Annotated in this window: 14 protein-coding genes; 5 read left to right on the forward strand and 9 right to left on the reverse strand. The window is 54.8% G+C overall.

Features of this window, described 5'->3' with window-relative positions; genetic code table 11:
• Nucleotides 1-2,334, forward strand: a 2,334-nt coding sequence (locus B2R17_RS25775) for a tubulin-like doman-containing protein (RefSeq protein WP_286766264.1), incomplete at its 5' end; no start/stop codon positions are given.
• An 11-nt stretch (nt 2,335-2,345) separates the two neighbouring features.
• On the opposite strand, the gene B2R17_RS25780 is transcribed toward B2R17_RS25775, so the two are convergent.
• The 5 genes from B2R17_RS25780 to B2R17_RS25800 form a co-directional block, all read right to left on the reverse strand.
• Nucleotides 2,346-3,008, reverse strand: coding sequence for an HAD family hydrolase (locus tag B2R17_RS25780; protein WP_286766310.1), 663 nt, complete (start codon nt 3,006-3,008; stop codon nt 2,346-2,348).
• Between the two features lie 14 nt (nt 3,009-3,022).
• Complete coding sequence (locus B2R17_RS25785) at nt 3,023-5,350, reverse strand: efflux RND transporter permease subunit (RefSeq protein ID WP_286766265.1); 2,328 nt, start codon at nt 5,348-5,350, stop codon at nt 3,023-3,025.
• Complete coding sequence (locus B2R17_RS25790) at nt 5,347-6,018, reverse strand: signal peptidase II (RefSeq protein ID WP_286766266.1); 672 nt, start codon at nt 6,016-6,018, stop codon at nt 5,347-5,349. Before B2R17_RS25790 ends, B2R17_RS25785 begins: the two co-directional genes overlap by 4 nt.
• A gap of 203 nt (nt 6,019-6,221) precedes the next feature.
• Nucleotides 6,222-6,656: a thioredoxin family protein gene (locus tag B2R17_RS25795; RefSeq protein ID WP_236615782.1), complete on the reverse strand. Its 435-nt coding sequence runs from the start codon at nt 6,654-6,656 to the stop codon at nt 6,222-6,224.
• Between the two features lie 181 nt (nt 6,657-6,837).
• Entirely contained in the window at nt 6,838-7,740 is a 903-nt protein-coding gene (locus tag B2R17_RS25800) for a DUF1571 domain-containing protein (protein ID WP_037251751.1), read from the reverse strand.
• An 870-nt stretch (nt 7,741-8,610) separates the two neighbouring features.
• On the opposite strand from B2R17_RS25800, the gene B2R17_RS25805 reads away from it, so the two are divergent.
• The 3 genes from B2R17_RS25805 to B2R17_RS25815 all read left to right on the forward strand — a co-directional run bounded on the left by B2R17_RS25805 (nt 8,611) and on the right by B2R17_RS25815 (nt 12,245).
• Entirely contained in the window at nt 8,611-9,444 is an 834-nt protein-coding gene (locus B2R17_RS25805; RefSeq protein ID WP_008667552.1) for a hypothetical protein, read from the forward strand.
• Between the two features lie 73 nt (nt 9,445-9,517).
• On the forward strand, nt 9,518-11,596 hold the full coding sequence (locus B2R17_RS25810) for a serine/threonine-protein kinase (RefSeq protein ID WP_286766267.1): 2,079 nt from the start codon (nt 9,518-9,520) through the stop codon (nt 11,594-11,596).
• Nucleotides 11,577-12,245 (forward strand): hypothetical protein, encoded by a 669-nt coding sequence (locus tag B2R17_RS25815; RefSeq protein WP_286766268.1) that lies wholly within the window; start codon nt 11,577-11,579, stop codon nt 12,243-12,245. Before B2R17_RS25810 ends, B2R17_RS25815 begins: the two co-directional genes overlap by 20 nt.
• 91 nt (nt 12,246-12,336) lie before the next feature.
• On the opposite strand, the gene B2R17_RS25820 is transcribed toward B2R17_RS25815, so the two are convergent.
• From B2R17_RS25820 to B2R17_RS25835, 4 genes are all read right to left on the reverse strand, one after another.
• A complete protein-coding gene (locus B2R17_RS25820; protein ID WP_339886911.1) occupies nt 12,337-15,246 on the reverse strand; it encodes a protein kinase in 2,910 nt (969 codons plus the stop codon).
• A gap of 142 nt (nt 15,247-15,388) precedes the next feature.
• Nucleotides 15,389-16,186, reverse strand: a complete 798-nt coding sequence (locus B2R17_RS25825; protein WP_286766270.1) for a single-stranded DNA-binding protein — start codon at nt 16,184-16,186, stop codon at nt 15,389-15,391.
• 2 nt (nt 16,187-16,188) lie between these two features.
• Nucleotides 16,189-16,953 (reverse strand): hypothetical protein, encoded by a 765-nt coding sequence (locus B2R17_RS25830; protein ID WP_008653368.1) that lies wholly within the window; start codon nt 16,951-16,953, stop codon nt 16,189-16,191.
• A 7-nt stretch (nt 16,954-16,960) separates the two neighbouring features.
• Nucleotides 16,961-17,905, reverse strand: coding sequence for a shikimate dehydrogenase (locus B2R17_RS25835; protein ID WP_286766271.1), 945 nt, complete (start codon nt 17,903-17,905; stop codon nt 16,961-16,963).
• Nucleotides 17,906-18,105: 200 nt separating this feature from the next.
• On the opposite strand from B2R17_RS25835, the gene B2R17_RS25840 reads away from it, so the two are divergent.
• Nucleotides 18,106-19,404, forward strand: coding sequence for a phenylacetate--CoA ligase (locus B2R17_RS25840; RefSeq protein WP_286766272.1), 1,299 nt, complete (start codon nt 18,106-18,108; stop codon nt 19,402-19,404).
• Nucleotides 19,405-20,381: the final 977 nt, after the last annotated feature.

A 20,381-nucleotide genomic window follows, 5' to 3' on the forward strand; every position in this document is an offset into this window, starting at 1 on the left:
TCTGGGAAAGCGATGGTCCACGCCCGTGTGACGGGCCACGCTTTGGTGGTCGCCGTCGGCGGTGTCGGAGCAGAATGTTTGCATGAGCTGCGCAACCGTGTTGCGACTCTGCATAGTGCATGTCCTTTGGATTTGCATTCGGTGTTGATCGATACGGATATGCATACCATTCACGCGGCTCGTTTGGCGGAAGCATCGGACCGCATCCCACCGGCGACGATCCTGCACACACCGCTCAAATCCGCTCAGCAATATCGCGAAGGACGGACCGATCACTTCCGATCGTTGTCGCGTCGTTGGATCTACAACGTACCTCGCAGCGGTACGACCGAGGGCATGCGTCCTCTGGGGCGACTGGCGATGATTGACCACGCGAAAACCATTGACTCGGGGCTTCGCGAATCGATCGATCACTTGGCCGCCGTTTGTGGTGACCGTATTCCGTCGGTCTATATCATCGGTTCGCTTTCAGGCGGAACAGCCAGCGGAATGGTGATGGACTTGGCACCTCGCATTCGGACCATCTTGGATGAAGCAGGCTTGGAAAGTGCTTCGGTGTTGCCGTTGCTTTCGACTGTGTCGCTGCAAGGCAACCCGCACCAACCATTGACGCTGCATGATTCATTCGCAGCGATCTCTGAAATCGGTCATTACATGTTGCCCGAGAACAGCTATCCCGGGGATGCCGGCGTGGACTGGTCCGGCGTTCCCGCGTCTCGAAATCCACTGCGAAATGCTTATGTGGTCGTCGATGGCGATCACGCTCTTCCGTCAGGTTCCGCCGCGGCAACGATGGTGGACTACCTGTGGGCGGATGCGGCCGGTGCTGGCGAGTTGTTGGCGGAAGCTCGACGAAGTGACCAAGCCGACGCTGCGGTGCTCGCGAAGCCTATGTTGCGATCGGTCGGAGTGGCGAGATTGAAATGTGTTCGAGCGTTGGAAGAGAACCTGCTCGCGCCTGCCGCCGCACGTCACCTATTGTTGCGTTGGCTCGGCAATCCCAACGAGTCACGCCAGATCGCAGGCCCAACGACCGAACGTTTGCGGAAGCGGTGCGGTTTGGAGATCGCGAATTATTTGGACGAAGTGAAGGCACCCTTTGGCCAAGACGCGGATGCCATCGCTAGAAATCTATCTGAGATGCTTTCGCGACTATCGATTCAGGAGATCATGAATGGCGCACGAGTCACGCGACTGTTGAAAGAAAAACTGAGCGAGTGCGATGTCCTGGATCGGTTGGACCGCCGGGCAGCGACCCAAATGGTCATGCTTCGTCGCGAAGTTTCGGTCCGGATGCACGACGGACGAATCGACGTCACGTCAAGCATTCAGGCCACCGAAGGATTGATGAAGTGGTGCTCGACCCAAGTCCAGAAACTCGACCAATTCCGAACCGACCTGCGAGAGGAGCAGACCGCCATGCGGCAAGAGTTGGGCTCCGATACCGATTTGGAAAGTGAAATCGAAGCGGCTGAGAAATTGGCGATGATGGAGTTGAATCTGATCGCATCGGAAATGGCAGGCGAACAACTCAAAGCATTTGCACAACGAATCGAGAGTCTGCATGCGACTTTGACCAAGATGGCGGTTGGAATCGCGAAAGCCATTCGATGTGTTCCCGGTGACAATCGTGACACTGAAAACCCTTGGACGGAGATGCCGCAAGAGATTCAGATGCGTTTCAATGCGGTTCTAGAAAACCTGCATTCGCAAACCGCGTCGCCTTGGTTGCTTGGTCCGTTGCGTGATGCAAAGGTCGAGTGGGACGAACAGGAAATGGCAACCGATTTGGTAGGGAAGTGCCTGCCCGTTGTCGAGAACGTGATCGACGCTCATCGACAATCGTCTGCTAGTTTGAACGATTCGACGACCTCATCGGCGTCGGTTCTGACTCAAGATTCAGACCCGACCAATACTCAAACGATTCTGTATCAACGCGACACCAACACCGCTCAGCTAGCACGAACAGGTGTCTGCGAAACTCAGACGTTTGAGCAACCGCAGAACGGCACTTCGCTGTGGAACGAACAAACGACGATCGAATCGGCACTGCAAGTTGCATCGCCACCGCTACTGCAATGCGGCGGTCGCCAACGCCTGTTGTTGTTGGTCGGAAGCGAGTCGGACCGCGAACGTTTGGAACCTCAGGTTTCATCCGCTCACACGGGATCACTGACGACGGTGGTGATCCCAGGCGTCACGCCAATCCTTGTTCACGAAGCCCAGCAAATTCCGATCGAGAATGTCTTGGAACAGTTGGAATTGGTTTCTGGTGGCAACACTCAGGTCAGCAAACGCTTGCATGCTCGCAGCGACGTGAACTGGAAAGAATAGCCAACCACTTTTCAAGCATTGGTGGTCTGCGGTAGCAGTTCCCAAAGTCGTGGATCGGCGAGCGAATCGGCAACCAAGTGAACGTCTTCAAAGACGTGCGACCGAGTGTGCTCGTTGGGGACGGCGACCGTGACCGCACCGGCCGAAACCGCCGCTTTCGATCCGTTGCCGCTGTCTTCCAAAACAAGCATCTCTGAGGGCGATACAAGGAGCCGATCGGCCGCTTTCAGATACATTTCTGGATTGGGTTTGCCGTGAGTGACATCGTCACCGGTCAATATAAACGCCAGATCGCCGGACCATTCGGTCGTCGGCAAGATCATGTCCACGAACTTGCGACGACTGCTGGTGGCCAAACCAAACGGCAGTCCGCTGGTTCGCAACCGATCGATCCATTCTGCCAGACCTGGCATCGGCCGAAGTTCTCCAAGCAGCAGATCGCCATAGACGTCATCGGACTCGGCGAGCAAAGACACCGGGTCGTCGCCCAATTGGTGGTGATCGATCATTTGACCAACCGCGGACAAGCCCACCCGACCCATCATCTTTTGTTGCAGTTCCAAGGTGAACGTGTGACCGCGACGTTCCATCAACACTTGGCCGACTTGGAAATAGATTCGCTCGGTGTCGAACAAAAGCCCGTCCATGTCCAAAGCAACGCCTCGAAGATGCATGTTCAATCCAGTTTTCAATGTGAGTTTTTGGAACGGTCGACCGCGACAATGGCAGCGGGCAACAACGTGAGGTTGATCAAAGCGGACGCCGCCAATGTCGCGGCGATCAACATGCCAAAGGTGGCCGTGGGGATGAAGGGGCTGGTCATCAAAATGCCAAACCCAATCACCAATGCCAATGTCGCAAGCAAGATCGGAGCCGCCACATCCGTCGCCGCGTCGGTCGCGGCTACCACCACATCCACGCCCGCAGATCGTGCGCGTTGATAGCCCGCCAGGAAGTGAATCGAACCGTCGATGGACAAACCGATGGAGACCGCACCGATCATGGCGGATCCCAGGTCCAAGCCTCCGCCGGCGAGCCCCATGGCGGCCAAAACCAACATGACCGGCAACGTATTGGTCAACAGTGCGACGAGAGAGTATCGCAGGCTACCCGTCGCAATTCCGATCAAGATGCCGACCAAGGCCAGAGCGATCGCCAAAGCCTTCCATTGATCGCGAAGCAAGCTGCTGACGAGCTGAGACATTAAAACCGAGTAGCCCGTGACGAGTCCTCGTTCATCAAATTCCTGGGTCAATTGCGACACTTGATGAATGAGTTCTCGTTTCACTTCACCGGGCATGCTTTCTTCGCTTCGCAGCATGATTCTCAGCTCTCGTGTCTGACCCTCCTTGGGTAGATCGAACGTCAACAAGGCGTCGGCGAAAGTGGGGATCGCGGTGCGCATGCCTGCCAAGCGGACTTCGGGTGTCACGATGGATAGCAGTGGACTCTGGGCCGCAACTGCGTCGGCGTCTGCGAGTGACAAGACCTTCGTCAGGCGGTGAGTTTGCCCGGTGGAGAAATCAACAACTTCCAGTTCACGCAGCTTGTTCTCAAAACTTTGAACCCGAGACACGTAATCCGGCGAAATGGTTTCTGGTGCGGGAAGTACCACGTCCCAGACCCCCGCCCCACCCAATTGCTGTTCCACTCGAGCGTAAGCTTGAACGATGCCGCTGGTTTCGCGAAAGTTGCTGAGGAAGCTGGTTTCCGTTTTTAGTCGAGTGACCATCGTCGTGCTCAGAACCAGAGCAATGATGGAGACAATCGACAACAGTTTGCTGTGGCGAAGGCTGGTTGTTACCAAGTGAACGAGAAATCGTTTCGAGAGATTCGGTGTCTCGTTTGGCTGTGTCGGTTGAGACGGAGTTCGTTTGCCCGACGGTAGGCTCATCAAAGCCGAGGTGAACCAAACCAGTGCGGCGACAATCGCTAGGGCGGCGACGGCGGTCATCGTGCCGAATTGCTGAACCGGTCGCACTTGGGAATTTAAAAGTGAAGCGAACCCGGCCGCATCTGTCAGGCAGGTCCAAAGAATCGGGATCGCCAAAAATGTGGTGACTCGGACGATCGATTCGCTCGTATTGGATTCGCCTTGGGCGGTGGAGTTGTCTCGCGAGCGGACTCCGATATGCATCACAGCAGCCACCACGATGACTGCGATGATTGCAATCAGAATGGTCGAGACCAATGACATTTCCATGCCCAACGCGACGATGGACGCTCGTGTGCAAAGCGTTGCCCATACGATTGCCATGGCGGCCAGCAGGACAACGCGGTAATCGCGAAGCGTCAACATCATCACCAGGCTCAGCAGGCCGATCGTGCCCCACGCCAATCGGTTGCCATCAGCTTGGATCATGTCAAAAGCATCGTCGAGCAGCACCGGTTCACCAATCAAAACCGGGGCTCGCTCGGAGGGGATTTGATCAGCGAGCCGTCGCAATTCCGCGATGGCCGATTCGGTCTGCCCCGGTTGAAGCATCGCCACAATCGCAGCGGTCTTCTCGTCCTGCCCATGCGTGTACCCCGCGAAGAGATCTCGAAACGAATTCGCGACCGGGTCGTCTTTCGCCAGCATCTTTGACGGAGGCGGCGGAGCCTGCGAATTGGATGGAAGAGATCCTGTCAGGAGCGAAAACTGTGGCCGAATGTAAGCAAACGCCTGGACCAATTTCGAGACTGACAAAACGCCTCGAACGCCATCGATTGATTCTGCAGAGGTGGTCCAGGCTTGATTCCGGGCGACTCCTTCTGGGGTCATCAACTCGGCGTCATCGTAGACCAACATGACGACCAAATTGCCGCCAAAGGTTTGCTGCAGATGTTGATACTGATTGAGCGTCGGGTCGGTTGGCGAAAACATCGCCGCCAGCGACCGGTCCATTCCCAAATCCGTCTGATAGATCGCGAGCGGGATCGCCGACAGACATCCGATGAGGAACAACCACCAACGCCAAACCCAAAGCAATCGAGCCAGAGTGTGTCGCGGCGACGCGATCAGCGAAGTCTTCACGACGCGGCCGGCTTCGTGCCTTCGGTCGGTTCGTCCGGCGCCCTCCGACCTGGCAGTTCACTGCCGTCGGCCTCACCGTGCGGTGGTGGCGGGAAGAAGAAAGATTGAACCAACAACATGATCGCTCCGGTGACCAACAATGAATCCGCAATGTTGAAGTTGGGCCATTTCCATTGATCGGATGCCTGCCATAGGATCCAATCGCGAACACCGCTTTGCCACTGATCGTGCATTCCTGGTTCCCACCAGAACCCTAGCCGGTCGTAAAGGTTGCCGATGATTCCGCCGGTGATGCATCCCAGGGCGAACGTCAACCAACACGACCGCGCGGCTTTGAAGAAGAACAGCCAAATGATGATCGCCGCAGCGGCAAAGACAGAAATCGCCGCGAACACCAAACCTTGGCCGGCTCCCAAACCGAAGACCGCCCCGATGTTCACCGCGGTTTCAATTCCGAAGTAGCCTTCAATGATCCAGTGAATATCTTTGGTTCCCGGCAAGCCACGCCATCGGAAGATGGCCTCTTTGCTCCACAGGTCCAACGCGCCACCAGCGATGGCGAGACCGAAGAACAATGCATAGCGGCTGGCGGGAAACGCTGGCCCCTGACTAGCGGATTTCGCTGGGGTGGGGGCGTGTCCGGAAGGATTCACTTTGGCTGAATTCATTCGGGCGGGCCAAATGGAGGAACGCGAAGCAGAACGTGCCTGCTCGGGGTGCTTCAATCAGCCAGCACCGTAGATTGCGGAGGCGAAATTTCCCAGATGACTATCCGAGAAGAAGCCGCAATCGTTTCAGAATGTTGGGAAGCAAATGGGCCCGCATTCCAAAGAGCCAGCAATTTCGCACATTCAGGCTGGCTCAGCCGGGGTCACTGATAATCAGCGACCCAGCTTCGAAGCTCAGATTCCGATCGATAGCCGACTTCGTCCGCCAAGACCTTGCCGTTTCGGACCAGGAACATCCTTGGAATGCCGTCGATTCCAAATTGGGCCGCGACTTCTGGTTGTTCGCCCACATCAATTTTCACCACGCGAACCTCCCCCGCAAGAGTCGGTTCGAGCGATTGCAATTCCTTGTCGATTTGTTGACATGGTCCGCACCATGGTGCGCCAAATTTAACGAGCACCAGATCCTGATCGCCCGCTGAACCGACCACCTGCTGGATGGCTTCGGCGGGGACATTCACAGTCGGCCCAGGGTTATTGGGGACGTTGCACCCGATGAAGAACAACGAAGCCAGACCGATACCTGCGGCCGCAATCGAAGTTACGGCAAGTGAAGCGGGGCGAGGATAGGACGTCATGATCAGACTCCGCGAACAAAGCACCGCCACAAAATGCGGTGCAAGAATGGGCAACGCGAAAAGACGCAATGCGAGGAACGGAAACAAACTATTGTACTGCTAAGCATGCAATGTCTGTTCCACCGATTTCCCCGCACTGGATTTCATTTCAAATTCGCCCGGTTTCAGGCGGACATCCCACTCAAGAGTGGAAGTTGTAGTCCTTGTTGTACGGATCGAAATCCGCGTCGGTTAGTCCAACATTGACTTCAAGATTGAGGTAGTTGTACTCCTCGATCACTTCGCCGCGTCCGTCCGCGTTGTTCGGCCAATCGTAGGCGATGTAGCGGATTGGCATGTTCAGTTCGTCGTCCATGTAAACCTCAGCTTTATGGAATTCCGCGTCCGGACGACGGGTCGGCTGAGTCAGACGCAACAAGGTGCACGCGCGATTTTGAAAGCGAGCCCCATTTCGCAATTCTGCGTGGACATCTTCGAATTGAAGAGCCTTCTCGCCTCGTTCGATCAGTTTTAGAATCATGTTTTCGACACCGATCTCAGTCATCGGATATCGCTGGCCACGCATGGCAAGCATCCCGGTCGGCGGAATGGAGACGGTCGGCAAGAAGCGGCCTTTGAATCCGCCTTCGTGAGCGACGATGTTGCCGTTGTTCTGATTCTCAACGTAAATGACTTCGCGACCTTTCACCGAAGTAGGTTTTACGAACGCCAAATAGACGCTGAATGGTTGCACCAGACGACCGTTCTCCTCTTTGCGATTGCGAACCTTGATCTGCATGTATTCGTGTTCGCCGACGGTTTCGCCGATGCGTTCCCGTTTGACCAGAACGGCCGTGTAGTCCCTGACTTCCGTTTTTGATCGCGTCAGCGATTGACGAGCCATCTCCAAGCCACGAACCAAAGCGGCTTTCGCGGAACTGGCAGGGGTGGCCGGTGCAGCCTTTTGAGCGGACAGGGCGGCGTTGGCGACTCGGTGAACCGGTTTGGTCCACTGGGGGTCTTGCCCAAAGAGGGCCGATTGAGAGAGTCCACCGGCCAGCAGTCCGCCGGCGAGTCCCAAAAATTGACGACGGGGTGTATTCATCTCAGCTTCCTTGCTGCTTGTGGGTCAGGCATTGAGTGGGAGGAACGCCACGGGAAGACGGTCCAAGGGTCTGCGTCAATCAGGATCGACCGACTTGGTGTGCAGCAGCCAATCGAGTGTTCGACTCAACTACAACCCGAACAATCCGAGTAACCAATCGGACAGATTCGTTCCTCGGCCATCGTGAAAAATGCCGAAGTGCGCTGACGTTAGCAAAAAGTCAGGATTAAGACCAAGCCAATCATGCCCACTCGCTACGAAAAACTAGGCGTTTTTCGTGGTGCAGAGCTACGCTCAGTCTCTAGCGAGATTCTTTCAGTCCACGCAGAATTGAACCGTGCGATTGAAAAGCAGACAAGCGCGTTTCCATGTCGGACAAATCCGTGTCAATCCAATCGCCAAACGCGGCGTTGACTGATTCGGTGTCAAAAAGAGCCGTGATCCTTCCCCAATCAAGACATTGGATTTCATGCCGGGGCGAGCCGGTTTCAGACGGCACCCATTCGGATGGATTCGGTGTTGGTGATGAAGTTGACATGGTTGTTTCTCCAGGACCATTCCAGATGGCTTCACCCAGGATAAGGTTCGGCAAAAAGTGGGCCGAAGAATCAATGTGGTTTACTGAAAACCTACGTTAAACGCGATCAAATCGCGTCGGAATCGCCTGAAAGAGAAGAGAAAACGCCAGCCTGGGACTGGTGTTTCTACGAATCGAAACCGCGGCAGGTCGCCGGAATTCACCCTGTTTGTGGGATTTTCGGTTTTTTTGCGCCCGTTTGCCAAGACGCGACCGCCTGGAACGAAGAACCCAATGATGCGGCACTGACTCCGCCAAAAAATCCCACGAAATGTTTTCTCAGGAGAACACACATGCTCAAAAAACTAGTGCTGGCAGGAACCGCTGCCACCTTGTTGTCTGGTTTGACCATCGCCACTCCAATCGGCAGCTACGCTCGTTGCGGTTGGTCGTACATGACCAACACCGCCAGCGACGCGGTGCCTTTGGAATGGGAGCTCAATCGAGCCCGCCAATTGATCGTTGATTTGAAGCCCGAAATTCAACAAAACGCTCGTCGAATCGCTCAGGAAAAAACAGAGGTGGTTCGTTTGCAACGTGAGTTGTCGACAACCGACGAGAAGTTGGCCAAGGCGAAAAACGACATCGAACGACTGACCAATGATCTGCGAGACGAAAGTTCCGTTTACTCCTACGGCGGTGTGACTTACACGTCGGCCCAGGTGAAATCGGATTTGGGAAATCGTTTCAAACGTTTCCAAACTCGTCAGCAAACCTCGGAAAAGCTCCGTCAAATGCTTGCTGCTCGCGAAGCTTCGCTTGCCGCCGCTTCTGAGCGGATGGACGCAATGCTGGACGCAAAACGCCAGTTAGAAGTCGAAGTCGAAAACCTGCAGGCTCGTTTGGGTGCCCTTCGCGTCGCTCAAACCAGCACTCAGCTGCACCTCGATGACAGTGCTTTGTCGGACACTCGACGTTTGTTGGACGACATTGCCACGCGAATCGACGTGGAAGAGGAAACGATGAAGGTCGATGTCGAGTACTTCGGCGAGATCAACTTGGACGAACCTTCGGACGAGAACCTGCTCGACGACGTCACCGCTTACATGCAAAAGCTGGATGGCGGCAAAGATCAGGCCTACGTTTCGATTCAATTGGAAGGTGAAAGCAGCGATTCGTCGCTGTGATCTGTCCGGCACGGGGAGCATCGGGCTCCCCGTGTGACCGTCCGAGTGAATCTGGCGGAACGTTCTCGTCTTGATGAAAAGGCATGCGATGAGTGCTTTGGCCGATACAATGGAACTTCCCGCAGACTACTCGAACCCAATGCCATCAACTCGTTCGATGAAATTCACCCACTCCCCCAACGATCTGGTCCTGGACCGATACACGATTCGTCGTGGCATCGGAGTGGGCGGATTTGGCGAGGTGTATTTCGCGGTCAGCCAAGCGGGCAAGGAAGTCGCACTGAAACGCATCCAGCGAAATCTGGAAGTTGAACTGCGAGGAGTTTCTCACTGTTTGAATCTCAAGCACCTGAACTTGGTCTCGCTTCACGATGTGTGTCGGGATGCCGACGACCAAGCCTGGGTGGTGATGGAGTATGTCGCCGGTCCCAACTTGCGAGAGGTATTGGATGACGCGGCCAAGTCCGCCACATCCGACTCTCGCAATGTCTTGCCGAGCGGCATGTTCGAATCGCAGGTTCGTCACTGGTTCGCGGGAGCCGCCGCCGGCGTTGCCCATTTGCACTCGGCCGGTTTGGTCCACCGTGATATCAAACCTGGCAACTTGTTTGACGACAACGGCATCGTCAAAGTCGGTGACTATGGGCTGAGCAAATTCATTTCCGCCTCTCACAGAAGCGGGCATACCGAGAGCATCGGAACATTCCACTACATGGCTCCCGAGATCGGTCGTGGGCAGTACGGTCGCGAAATTGACTTGTATGCACTCGGCGTGATCTTGTTCGAAATGCTGACTGGCGAATTGCCGTTTGATGGCGAGACTCCTCAAGAGATCATTGTCAAACACCTGACCGACTCGCCCGACTTGTCGCGTGTGCCAAATCAATACCGAAACGTGATCCATCGCTGTTTGCAAAAGGATCCTCGCAAACGTCCTCGCGATGTCGCCGAGATGCTTTCGCTAGCTTCAATGCCAACCGATGAGACGCCCGTGTTGGCGGAAGTGGTTTCGTCCGATTCGAAAGAACAAAACGGCGATGCATTCTGCTCTTATCCGAAGAACAACCGACGCAGCGAACCCGTTGGTGCCGCAGATGGTTTGGCTTCACCAAATGCAGATGGCGCGTCCATGGTTTTGAACGCGTCGGCCGGTGAAGAACCCATCGCACGAGCGGTTCGAAACAGTTTTTCCGACGCACGAGCTTGGTGGCGGGCACTTGAAACATCGCCTGGTATCAAGCTGGTCTTGGCCATCTCGGCGGTCGCGATTCTGTTGATCAACACGCACTGGTTGTTGCCAGTGTTGTCGATGGTTGGGTTCTTCTACGTTCCGTACTACGTGATTCGTCACGTGGTGCTGCAACTGTCCGAACCAACATCGTATTCACCAAACGCAGCGGATTCGCGAAGTGTGCCGCATCATGATTCCGCCGCTCATGCAGTCGCCAATGTTCGACCTGCTGGAAAACCAGTGATGACGAAGGCTCAAGTCCGATCGCTGCTGAGAACCAGTTTGTCTGAACGGACTCGGTTGTCGCGTTCGGCGGAATGGGCGACATCGGGAATGACATCGATGATCGTGGCCGGCGTGCTGCTCTTGCTTAGTTCCGTGATCGGAATGCGAAGCACCCCGCTCACGCCCATTGCTTTGGCGCCTTACGTTTGGATGGCGTTGGTGATCTGGCTGGGAGCCTTTGGGTTGCTCGGCATTGGTAAGTTCTGGGAAGGTAGCGAAGGCGAAGGATTGGTTCGTCGCCTTGTGTCCGCTTCTTGGGGAGCCTGCGTTGGGCTTCTCGCCTACGCTCTTGGCCATTTCCTGATGGTGCCAATGGATGAGGGATTGGGACGAGACATCGATGCAACGGTGCTGCCGGTTTCGTTCTATCTGGAATCGGGCGTTCCCAAAGCCGCGGCGATGATGGGGCACTTTGCTCTGCTGTTTGCACTCCTTCGGATGTGGAAACCAGTCGACCCTTTACGTCGCGTTCGATTGAGTTTGTGGGCGGTCACCGTTGCGGTGGTTGGTGAATGGGTCGTTCATCAAATCGTTCCCGTTCCTCAGCCTGCAGGCATGTTGATTGCCGGCGGCGTGATCGTGATGACACAATTGTCAGCTCCCTGGGTGAAATCCAATGCAATCTCAACAGTCTGAATACCGATGGATGACCGTCGCGATCGCGATGGTTTTACTTGGCGCTCTGCCCGGTTCGGGGCTTTCCAACTCACACCGATGCTTTGCCGATGATGAAGTCAAAGCAGAATTGGAGCCGAAGGAAAATGAGACCGCTGAACTCAGCGTTGCGCCGCTTTCGCATTTGATCTATCCCGACGATCGACCCGGTTGGATTGATGAGCCAATCGCAAATGACGGCAAGGATTACAGCTTGGTCGTGACTTCGGGGCCGAGCAGTTCGATTGAGGAAGCCGATGAACTCATTGGAGTTTACGCTCGCGGTGCGGTTCAGAGTTACGTCGATGAACTCGTGTCGGAGCAAGAATGGGCGACCGAGCCCGAGATGATTCCGCTGGACATCAATTGGATTCGCGATGAACTTGTCGTGCGGCGTTACGAGGGCGTTGTCCAGGTGGGCGATGAGCAGCAGTTCGAAAAAGCAATCTTGATCCGAATTGAGCCGGACGACAAAAAAGTTTTCGAAACTGCCATTGCCGACATGAAGCTCAAAGAACGCTTGGCAGCGACGGGAATCGTCATCCTGGGCGGTTTCTCATTGCTGGTCGGAGGATCGATTGTCCTCGGCGGATTGGCTTCGCGTCAGAAGCAACCCACCGCTGCAGTTTGAATTCCCGCTAGGACGTGTTCGCAATGTCCTGGCGATTATCAGGACTGATTCGTCGGCGGTCGACTATTCCCTGTTGGCTTTTCTCAGCGACTCACTTTTGAGCCGTCAATTCATCGGCGGCCCGAAACAGTTCGGTTGAAAACGCTCTTTCGGACTGCATGCGAAACTCTGCCAAGTCCACGACAACATCTTTCGGTTGGTCGTCTTCGTTGTTCGAACTATCCGATACGAGATTCACGTCAGGGGTGTCATCTTCCGCAACGACGTCTTCGCTCAAATCGTTGGGGAAAGCGGAGTCATCAAGGTACATCGAGCCCATGGACGTTAGGTAGTCACTGGTGCTGACCTTTGGCATTGGGGATGGGCGTTTGCGAACGCGACAACCGATCAAGCGGGTGTGAAATGGAGGTGCGAAGTTGACGAAGAAGGTTTGGTCGTGAACACCCAAATCCAAAGTCAGCCGAGGATTCACTCGAAGCAGATCAGCGATTTGTTTGGGCTCCAGCGAACAGTCTTTCAAGACGACACGACGAAGCGATTGCGAGTTTGCCAGAGTGTCGAGATGCGACTCGTTGAGTTTGCACCCGGTTAGGTCGAGAGCCTCGAGGTTGCCAGCAGCGAGGAGTCGTTGCAAATCCTCGGCTGGAAAATCGCATCCGCTCAGGTTCAAAGAGGACAATTGGTACAGAGTGCTGACCATTCGTCGTGAGTCGGCGCTTAAAGGTACCCGAGCAAGGGATAGCCTGCGTAGCGATGGAATCGCATGCAACCATTCGAACGTTTGCAACGACACCTGAGTGTCGTCAAAATTCGCGACTCGGAGTCGCAGTAGTTTGGTCCAGTGGGATGTCACTTCGTCGTCCACTCGACAACCTGGGATCTCCAGACCGGTCAGGTACTTGTATTGCCCCAACGCTTCAAGACGGTCAACGGAGACATTTGGATATGCCAGAACGATGTGGTCAAGCTGCTTGAACTGAAGCAGTTGATCAATCACGTCGTCGTTCAGCTCAGGTCCACCACCACCGAAATAACGCAGGTTGGTCAAGCCTTCCAAGTTCGCCTGTCGAGGCCACGGGCTTTCAATCAACAACTCATCGAGAAGCGGTAAATCGACCAAACGCACATCTTTGATCTCGCCGCGAATTTGGATGGAACCACGAAGCCGAGGAAGGCTTCTCAGTTCCAATCGGTTCATTTTGGAAACTTCGAAGTGATCAAGCGAAACCAAATTCGGGTTCTCGGCGATGGTCAGTTGATCCAGATCAGAAAGATCGGCTTGGACCATTCGCAATCTCGGAAGCTTTGCTAAACAGTTTTGGAGCCACTCGGCCGAGATTCGACAGTCACGAATGCCGAGTGACTGGAGCTTTTCCAGACTCAAAACCCAATCGAGATCCGTGTACTTCAGTCCGCACTGTTGGATGCTGAGCTGTTTTAGATAAGACAGTGTTGCAAGTTGTTCGAGAGACTCGGGCCGGAATTGAACGCTCGCCAAGTCCACCTTGGTCAACGAAGGTACTTGGGCGATTTGCTTCAACCAAGCTTCGTTGCCGACGACAGTTTGCGAGTTGGTCGTGACTTGCCCTTGCGAGTCATAGGAGTACACACCCAAGTAGAATTCCTTCAGCCGGCCTACATCCGATAGCCGAAGTTCTTTCAAATCGGCAGCGTGGCACTGCAGTCGACGAAGGTTGGGAACATCATGGAGGTCAACGCTTTCGAATCGTGTGAGACCTTGTAGTTGGTCGTTCCGGCCATACAGCAGCATCAGGTCGATCGGTTCTAAAATCCGTCGGAACCGTGGCAGGTTCTTTGCGTGGAGCGAATGCTTTTGAGAGCGGTCCAGTTCGATTTCGGTTAGAGACGGCAGGTTCGTAAGGGTCAGCTTGAGGGGTGCATCGTTGTGGATGCGAATCGAACTACGAATGGACAACCGTTCGAGACTTGGCCATTGATAGAGATTCAGGTGCGCTGATTCACCGGGTTCTGGGCGACTCAAAACTAATGAACGGCAGGTGGTCGACCATTCTGGTTTTGAGATCGTATCCAACTTCAGCGGGTTTCTGCGCAGGTCGACGTACTGCAGTTTGTCCATCTCGTTGATGGGTGTTGCCATCTGAGATGTCAGATTGCATTGGTTCAGGCTGAGGAACATCAGACGTTTGCAAGCGCGAATGTCCTCGCAGATTTCGTTTGATACGGGGGACCGGTTCAGTGTCAGGCTGGTCAGTTCGGTGGCGTTGCGAAGTGGATCGAGCGTGTGCGATCTAAGACGACCGTCCGTGATCAGGACCGATCGCAAGGTCTTGGTTCCGATTAGCGAATTCAGTCTGTCTTCGGTCGGTGAATAGAGTTCCAGCGTGCGAAGCCGCAGGAAGCACGGATGCAGTTGTTCCGGGATCCGTTTCTTCAAAAAGCGAGGAGCTTCGAATGTGAACTGATAACCACCTCGCGATGTCGATGATTCGATACTCGCCAATTGTGCCTTGGCGGTCCAGTTGCTCGCGAAAACCAGGACGGCCGGCAGAAGGAAGCAAGCCGAAGCGACGGCGATGTCAAATTTTCGACGCGTTCGCTCAGGGGTTTCAGACACCGCGATGCGTTCGCCTCGCCAGCACCACAGCCGAAACGTCAGACCGACCAACATGCAAGCAAATGCAAGGTCGGCCAGCAACGCCCATCCGGACCAATACTGCGGAGCATTGTTGGCAAGCGAACGTGCCGCGAGAACATTGCTGGTGGACTGTTGCGAAATGCCGTCTGGGCCTTCGTCGACCAAAACCTGATACCGCCAAGGCCAGCCGGCTCGCGTGATTTGATCCGCTTCCAAAGCGGGCACACGTTGCACCAGCGTGAATGGTTCGCCCATCCAGCGTTCACTGATCTGGGTGTACCGCCATGGCAAGTTGAGAAGAACCGCTAAGACTGCAATCAAAGCGGCAACGGCATAAGCTGTCAGCCGAGTGCGACGGCGATACTGCGAGACTGAATCCAACAAATCGATGCCCCATGCGAGTGCTTTTCCGCAGAGGGGTTCCCGTGCGGCTCTCCGGTCAATCTGTCGTCAGTTTAACAGACTCATTTGACGGATGATCACGTGAAATTTGCAACTTCGCTCGGATCGTTGATGGCTTATTGGCTCACCAAATTTGAGCTTCCACGAGTTGGCTGGTCGCCTTTCCCGCCCAATCCTTGTTCGCCGCGGGTGACGCGGGGCTGGGATGCAAGATCCGATGGATCGAAATGGACGATGTGCTTTTGCCCTCGGATTTTTTGGCCGAATCGTCCTCGGCCGTTTGCTCGATGGACTTCACAACGCGTTTGAGGCAATTTTCAGCAAACGCTCCCACGCCGACCAGATCCGTCCACGGTGCCGCGGCAATGACCTTCTTCAAATGCGCGTCGCAGACTGCTTGCAAGGCGTCTCTTTCGGTCGCGGGTAATTTATCCGGGGTTCGGTTTCTGCCACTCTCTTCCATGAAAACCAGCGGGCAGTAGTTCGCGACGAAGTGATGCTGGAAAAAGTTGGCCGGCTCGGGATACCTTTCGGAAATCAATCCCCACAGTCGACGTCCACTGACTTCACTACGTGAACAGTTCAATCCTTCGACGGGACGCTTGGGATGTTCGTTGCTCGGGCGTTCAACTTCACCTTTCAAACCCATCCACTGAACCACGGAATCGATCTCACCGAATGGAACCCCACTTTGCGCCATGCCCCATGGCCCCGGGTTCATTCCGAGAAACAACACGTGAGCATCGGCACCGATTTGCCGGACGTATTGTTGGTGAAGATTCCACGCATATCGCAGCGGGTTGTAGACGTGAGTGACCGGTTCAGCGAATTGCAGTTGATCGACTTCATCCGAAAGTTCGCTCGCGGCGTCGAGCAATTGCTTTTGAATCTTCTTCTGACTTGGAGTTTTGGCTGAAGTCATGGTCACTGCGGGTTTGGGTTGCGAGTCGGCGTCGTGGTTCCAACGGATTGGTTGAGGATCATGATCTTCTGCCAAATTTTTCGCGACAAACCGGTGGAGAGTTGTTCCACTTCGCTGACGGCAGCGACGGAGGCGGAGTCGTCGAAATTCTTCACGTACAAAGCAGCAATCTTGCCGGTCAAGGACAGCATCTCGCTGCAGTAGTCGAGGTATCGATTCAGCTCCAGCGGCGTCATTGTCTGTCGCGGCGAGTTGTCAGTGCCGCGAAAGTTGGACAGCACCCGCTCGGGATCTTTGGTGAGCTGATGCATGTCGATGATGTGACAGATCGAACGTAATTCGTGAATCGCGGTGAGAGCACGGCGACGTTTCAGGCGTGTTTCCAACGAGATCAAAAAGTAGATGCCCGCACTGAGTAACAGCATCACCTGGCTGGAAGAATCCGCCATCGCAATCAGATTGGGCAGCTTCATGTCATCGCTGGACAAATCTGTCGTTGCGGGTTGTGCGATGGAGAAGATCAGAACGACCAATGATCCGATCAATCCGGCCAGCAGCAGGTAGCTGGCGAATCGTATGCGCCGAATCGGGCGGCCGATTTCTTGCGATCGCTGAGAGGCACTGCGTCCAACTTCCAGCAATTCTCCGCACAAATGCTGGAGTCCTGAATCGGGGAACCGCTCGCTAATACGACGTTGCAATTTTGCAATCGTTTCCACGATGTGGGTGTCTTGCAGCGTTAAGCGAGAGAGCAATTGCTTTTCCATCGTAGCCTTAAACGGATAGATACTCTTCCATCGCTTCGCGAAGCACATCCACCTGCACTTCGGCACCAAGCCACTGAGGAACGACTTTTGCCAAGCAGGCAGCGTGGATGTCCCAGCGAGTGATGCAGTTGCTGCCCGCATCCATTTTGCAGCGTTCCCACACGCTGATGTCGTTGGCGTTCCAATTTTCGTTCAGATCCACCAGCACTGTTCCCGGAGGTGTTGTCGAACGACGGAAGGCATCAATGATTTCGGATGCAGGACCGTCGACTGCCAACCAAACGTTTGCCAGCGACGTCGTGGTAATTTCGTCTGGCGAAGTCACCGTCACGACGCGGTCCAACGTCGATTCAAGCTGTGGTTCAACGCCCGCCGGACAATCGGGAGTGCTCTCTTTTGCAGAGGCATCCTTGTCAGGTGGAATGGTTTGCTTTGATTCGGTCGCAGCGAGTTGATTTTCAGCGACCAGCCTTTGCGTGAGTTGTTTGCGAACGTCCGCATCTGCACTGATGATCAACACTTGTTGGACTGAAAATCCGCCTCGTTCGAGCTGATCTCGGACCAACTGAGTCCAGGTGTTTTCTCGAACCGCAATCGCTTTCCAGTTTGATCGGGGCTCATCGCCTGATTTGGATTCCGGTGCGTTTCGCAATGCTTCAACGGGGGATGATTGGTCCACGCCGGTGATGTGAAGCTGGTCGGTGGTGTTAGAGTCCTTCGAGATTTGGTCGCGACAGCTCGGGTCGATCCAAACGCCTCGAAAGCTCATGGCATGCATGCCGTTCAGTGCGATAGGCAACTGCTCTGCATTGAGATCGAAGGACAAAACGCGGCAATCCACGTTGGCTTGTTCCAGTGCGCTCTCGAGAGCGAATTGGGTTGGGTTGCCGGCAACCGGATGGCCAATCACCGCTAGCACGGGCTCGATCTTTTCGTCCATGGATGGCGGCATGCCGTGAGTGGTGAGGCGTTCGATCTTGTCAGAGGCCTTCCATTTGGAAGTTGCGATCCGCGTCGCGCCTCTCTGTGTTCAGTCTACCGTTATCTATCTTGATGCACGACCTTGGTATGCTGAGCCAATCGGCCGCGGTCTTGTTTTGCTTGCTTTCCCTTTTGCGGCCGGGGTGATGCCACGACACGACGATCAACTTCATGGAACCTTCTCGATCTGAATTTCGCTCGATGGACCGCGACAGCCTTCGCGCACATCAATGGGCCAAGTTGCAAAGCGTTTGGCAAGGGCTGAAAGAATCCAAGCATCCGCTCTATCAACAGGCTGTCACCGCGACACCGGACTTGCTTGATTGGAATTCATTCGAATCTCTGCCTTTCCTCACCAAATCTGATTTGCTTGGAAATTCTCGCGAGGAGCCGTCCAGGCTTTTCACTCTTCCACGGCAAGCCTATTCGCGAGCACATCAGACCAGCGGTTCACGCGGTTGGCCGATGCCAATCTTTGACACGCCTGATGATTGGCGTTGGTGGTTGAATTGTTGGCAGTACGTTTTGGATGCAGCTGATGTCACGCCCGCTGACACGGTTATGATGGCGTTTTCGTTCGGCCCGTTCATCGGGTTTTGGACTGCCAATGATGCTTTGGTCGAGCGAGGTTGCCTCGTCGTTCCAGGTGGTGGTCTGTCTTCATCGGCTCGTTTGCAGATGATGCTCGATCGCGAGTGCACGGTCGTGTGTTGCACTCCGACCTACGCGTTGCATTTGGTATCGGTCGCGAATGAACATGGAATCGATTTGAAAGGCAGCCACGTTTCGCGATTGATTGTCGCGGGAGAGCCGGGCGGAAGCGTGCCCGAAATCCGTCGTGCAATCGAGGAACCCTGGGGGGCTCGTGTGATCGATCATGCCGGTGCCAGCGAGCTTGGAGCGTGGGGATTTCCGGCCTCTGACGATCGTGGTTTGCACATCATCGAGTCAGAGTTCATCGCTGAGTTTGTGGTGTTTGACGAAGACGGACGGGCCGTGCGTTTCGCGAAGCCCGGTGAAGAATCGGAATTGGTGATGACCAACTTGGGACGTTCCGGTGGACCAATTGTTCGCTATCGAACCGGTGACATCGTTCGGCCGGTCTGGGATCACGGACTGCCGTGTCAGTTCGTCAAGCTAGACGGCGGTGTGATTGGGCGAGCAGACGACATGCTGGTCATTCGTGGTGTCAACGTTTTTCCCGCCAGCATTGAAGCGATTGTTCGTCAGACGTTGCCCGAAGCGGAATTTCGAATGGTCGCGACCCGTCAGGATCATTTGGACCAACTTTCGATCGAAATTGAAGCTCCGGACGAAACGGACACCGAATCCGGCAGGCTGGGAAATCTGCATAGACTGCAAAATGCCTTTCGGGAGCGATTGGCTTTGCGAGTTGAAATCGCTTCGGTGCCGGAAGGATCGTTACCTCGTTCGGAGGGAAAATCCAAACGCTTTGTGGATCATCGCTGAGCACTGACTGTGGCTACGAGCGTTTTACGTGTATCATCAAGATGGTGAGACTGCCAACGCGTGAATGGTTTTCAAGCGGTCGCGGCCAGCATCGAAGAAGATGCCTGATTCTCAGGGGCAATGCAGGAGACTTATCAACGGGGATTCATACGACACGTTGACTCAATTACTCAACTAACTTGACGATCGGTTGGGTCTCGATCATTTCGAAGAAGCCAATTGGCAACACGATGGGATTTTGTGGTTTGGTGGCTGTCTGCAAGTCCTCGATCGACTTCCGTTTCGAAGCCTTCGCTTGGAGGTCACTGAAGGACTTTTCCATGTCGGTTGTTTCAATGTCAAGCGTCGGGATGGGCGGTATCTCGATGGAATCATCTGACGCTGGGACGCTTACGTTAGGGCCGTTGCAGGGAATGAATATCCCGTCACATGGCGTGTCGGTGCATTGGGTTTTGCACTTGCAGTTTCCAAAAAGGTGAGGGGATGGAGCATGCTTGTAGAAGCAGTCGCTGAACGACGCGCAGCCACTAGATGTGATCAGCATAATGGTCGCAAATAAGTTGTGTTTCTTTCTCATGATCACACCGTGGCTCGTTTGAGGCCTGAAAGAGGGAGCGGTTAACTCTTTTTTCGGAATGTCAAGGAAGCTCCCGGCGGAGAAGTCTGGAAAACACTCTTAAATCGGATGAGCTCAACCGGGCGAGTTTTAAAACCCGCGTGAGCCCGACAGCCCTTAAAGCTTGTCATGAGGCGGTCGCGGTTGGCGTTTGATTGGAGTGCGGGCATGAAAAAACGGAAGCCAATCTGATGTCAGACTGGCTTCCGTTCATTGAATGTTATTCGCGATTGGGTTGGAGATTAGCGATCGCCACGGCCACCGTAGCCGCCGCCACCGCCTCCGCCGTATCCTCCACCGCCGCCACCATAGCCACCGCCGCGGTTGCCACCGCCACCGCCGTAACCACCGCCTCCACCAC

The organism is Rhodopirellula sp. UBA1907, from assembly GCF_002337565.1.
GTDB classification, from domain to species: domain Bacteria; phylum Planctomycetota; class Planctomycetia; order Pirellulales; family Pirellulaceae; genus Rhodopirellula; species Rhodopirellula europaea.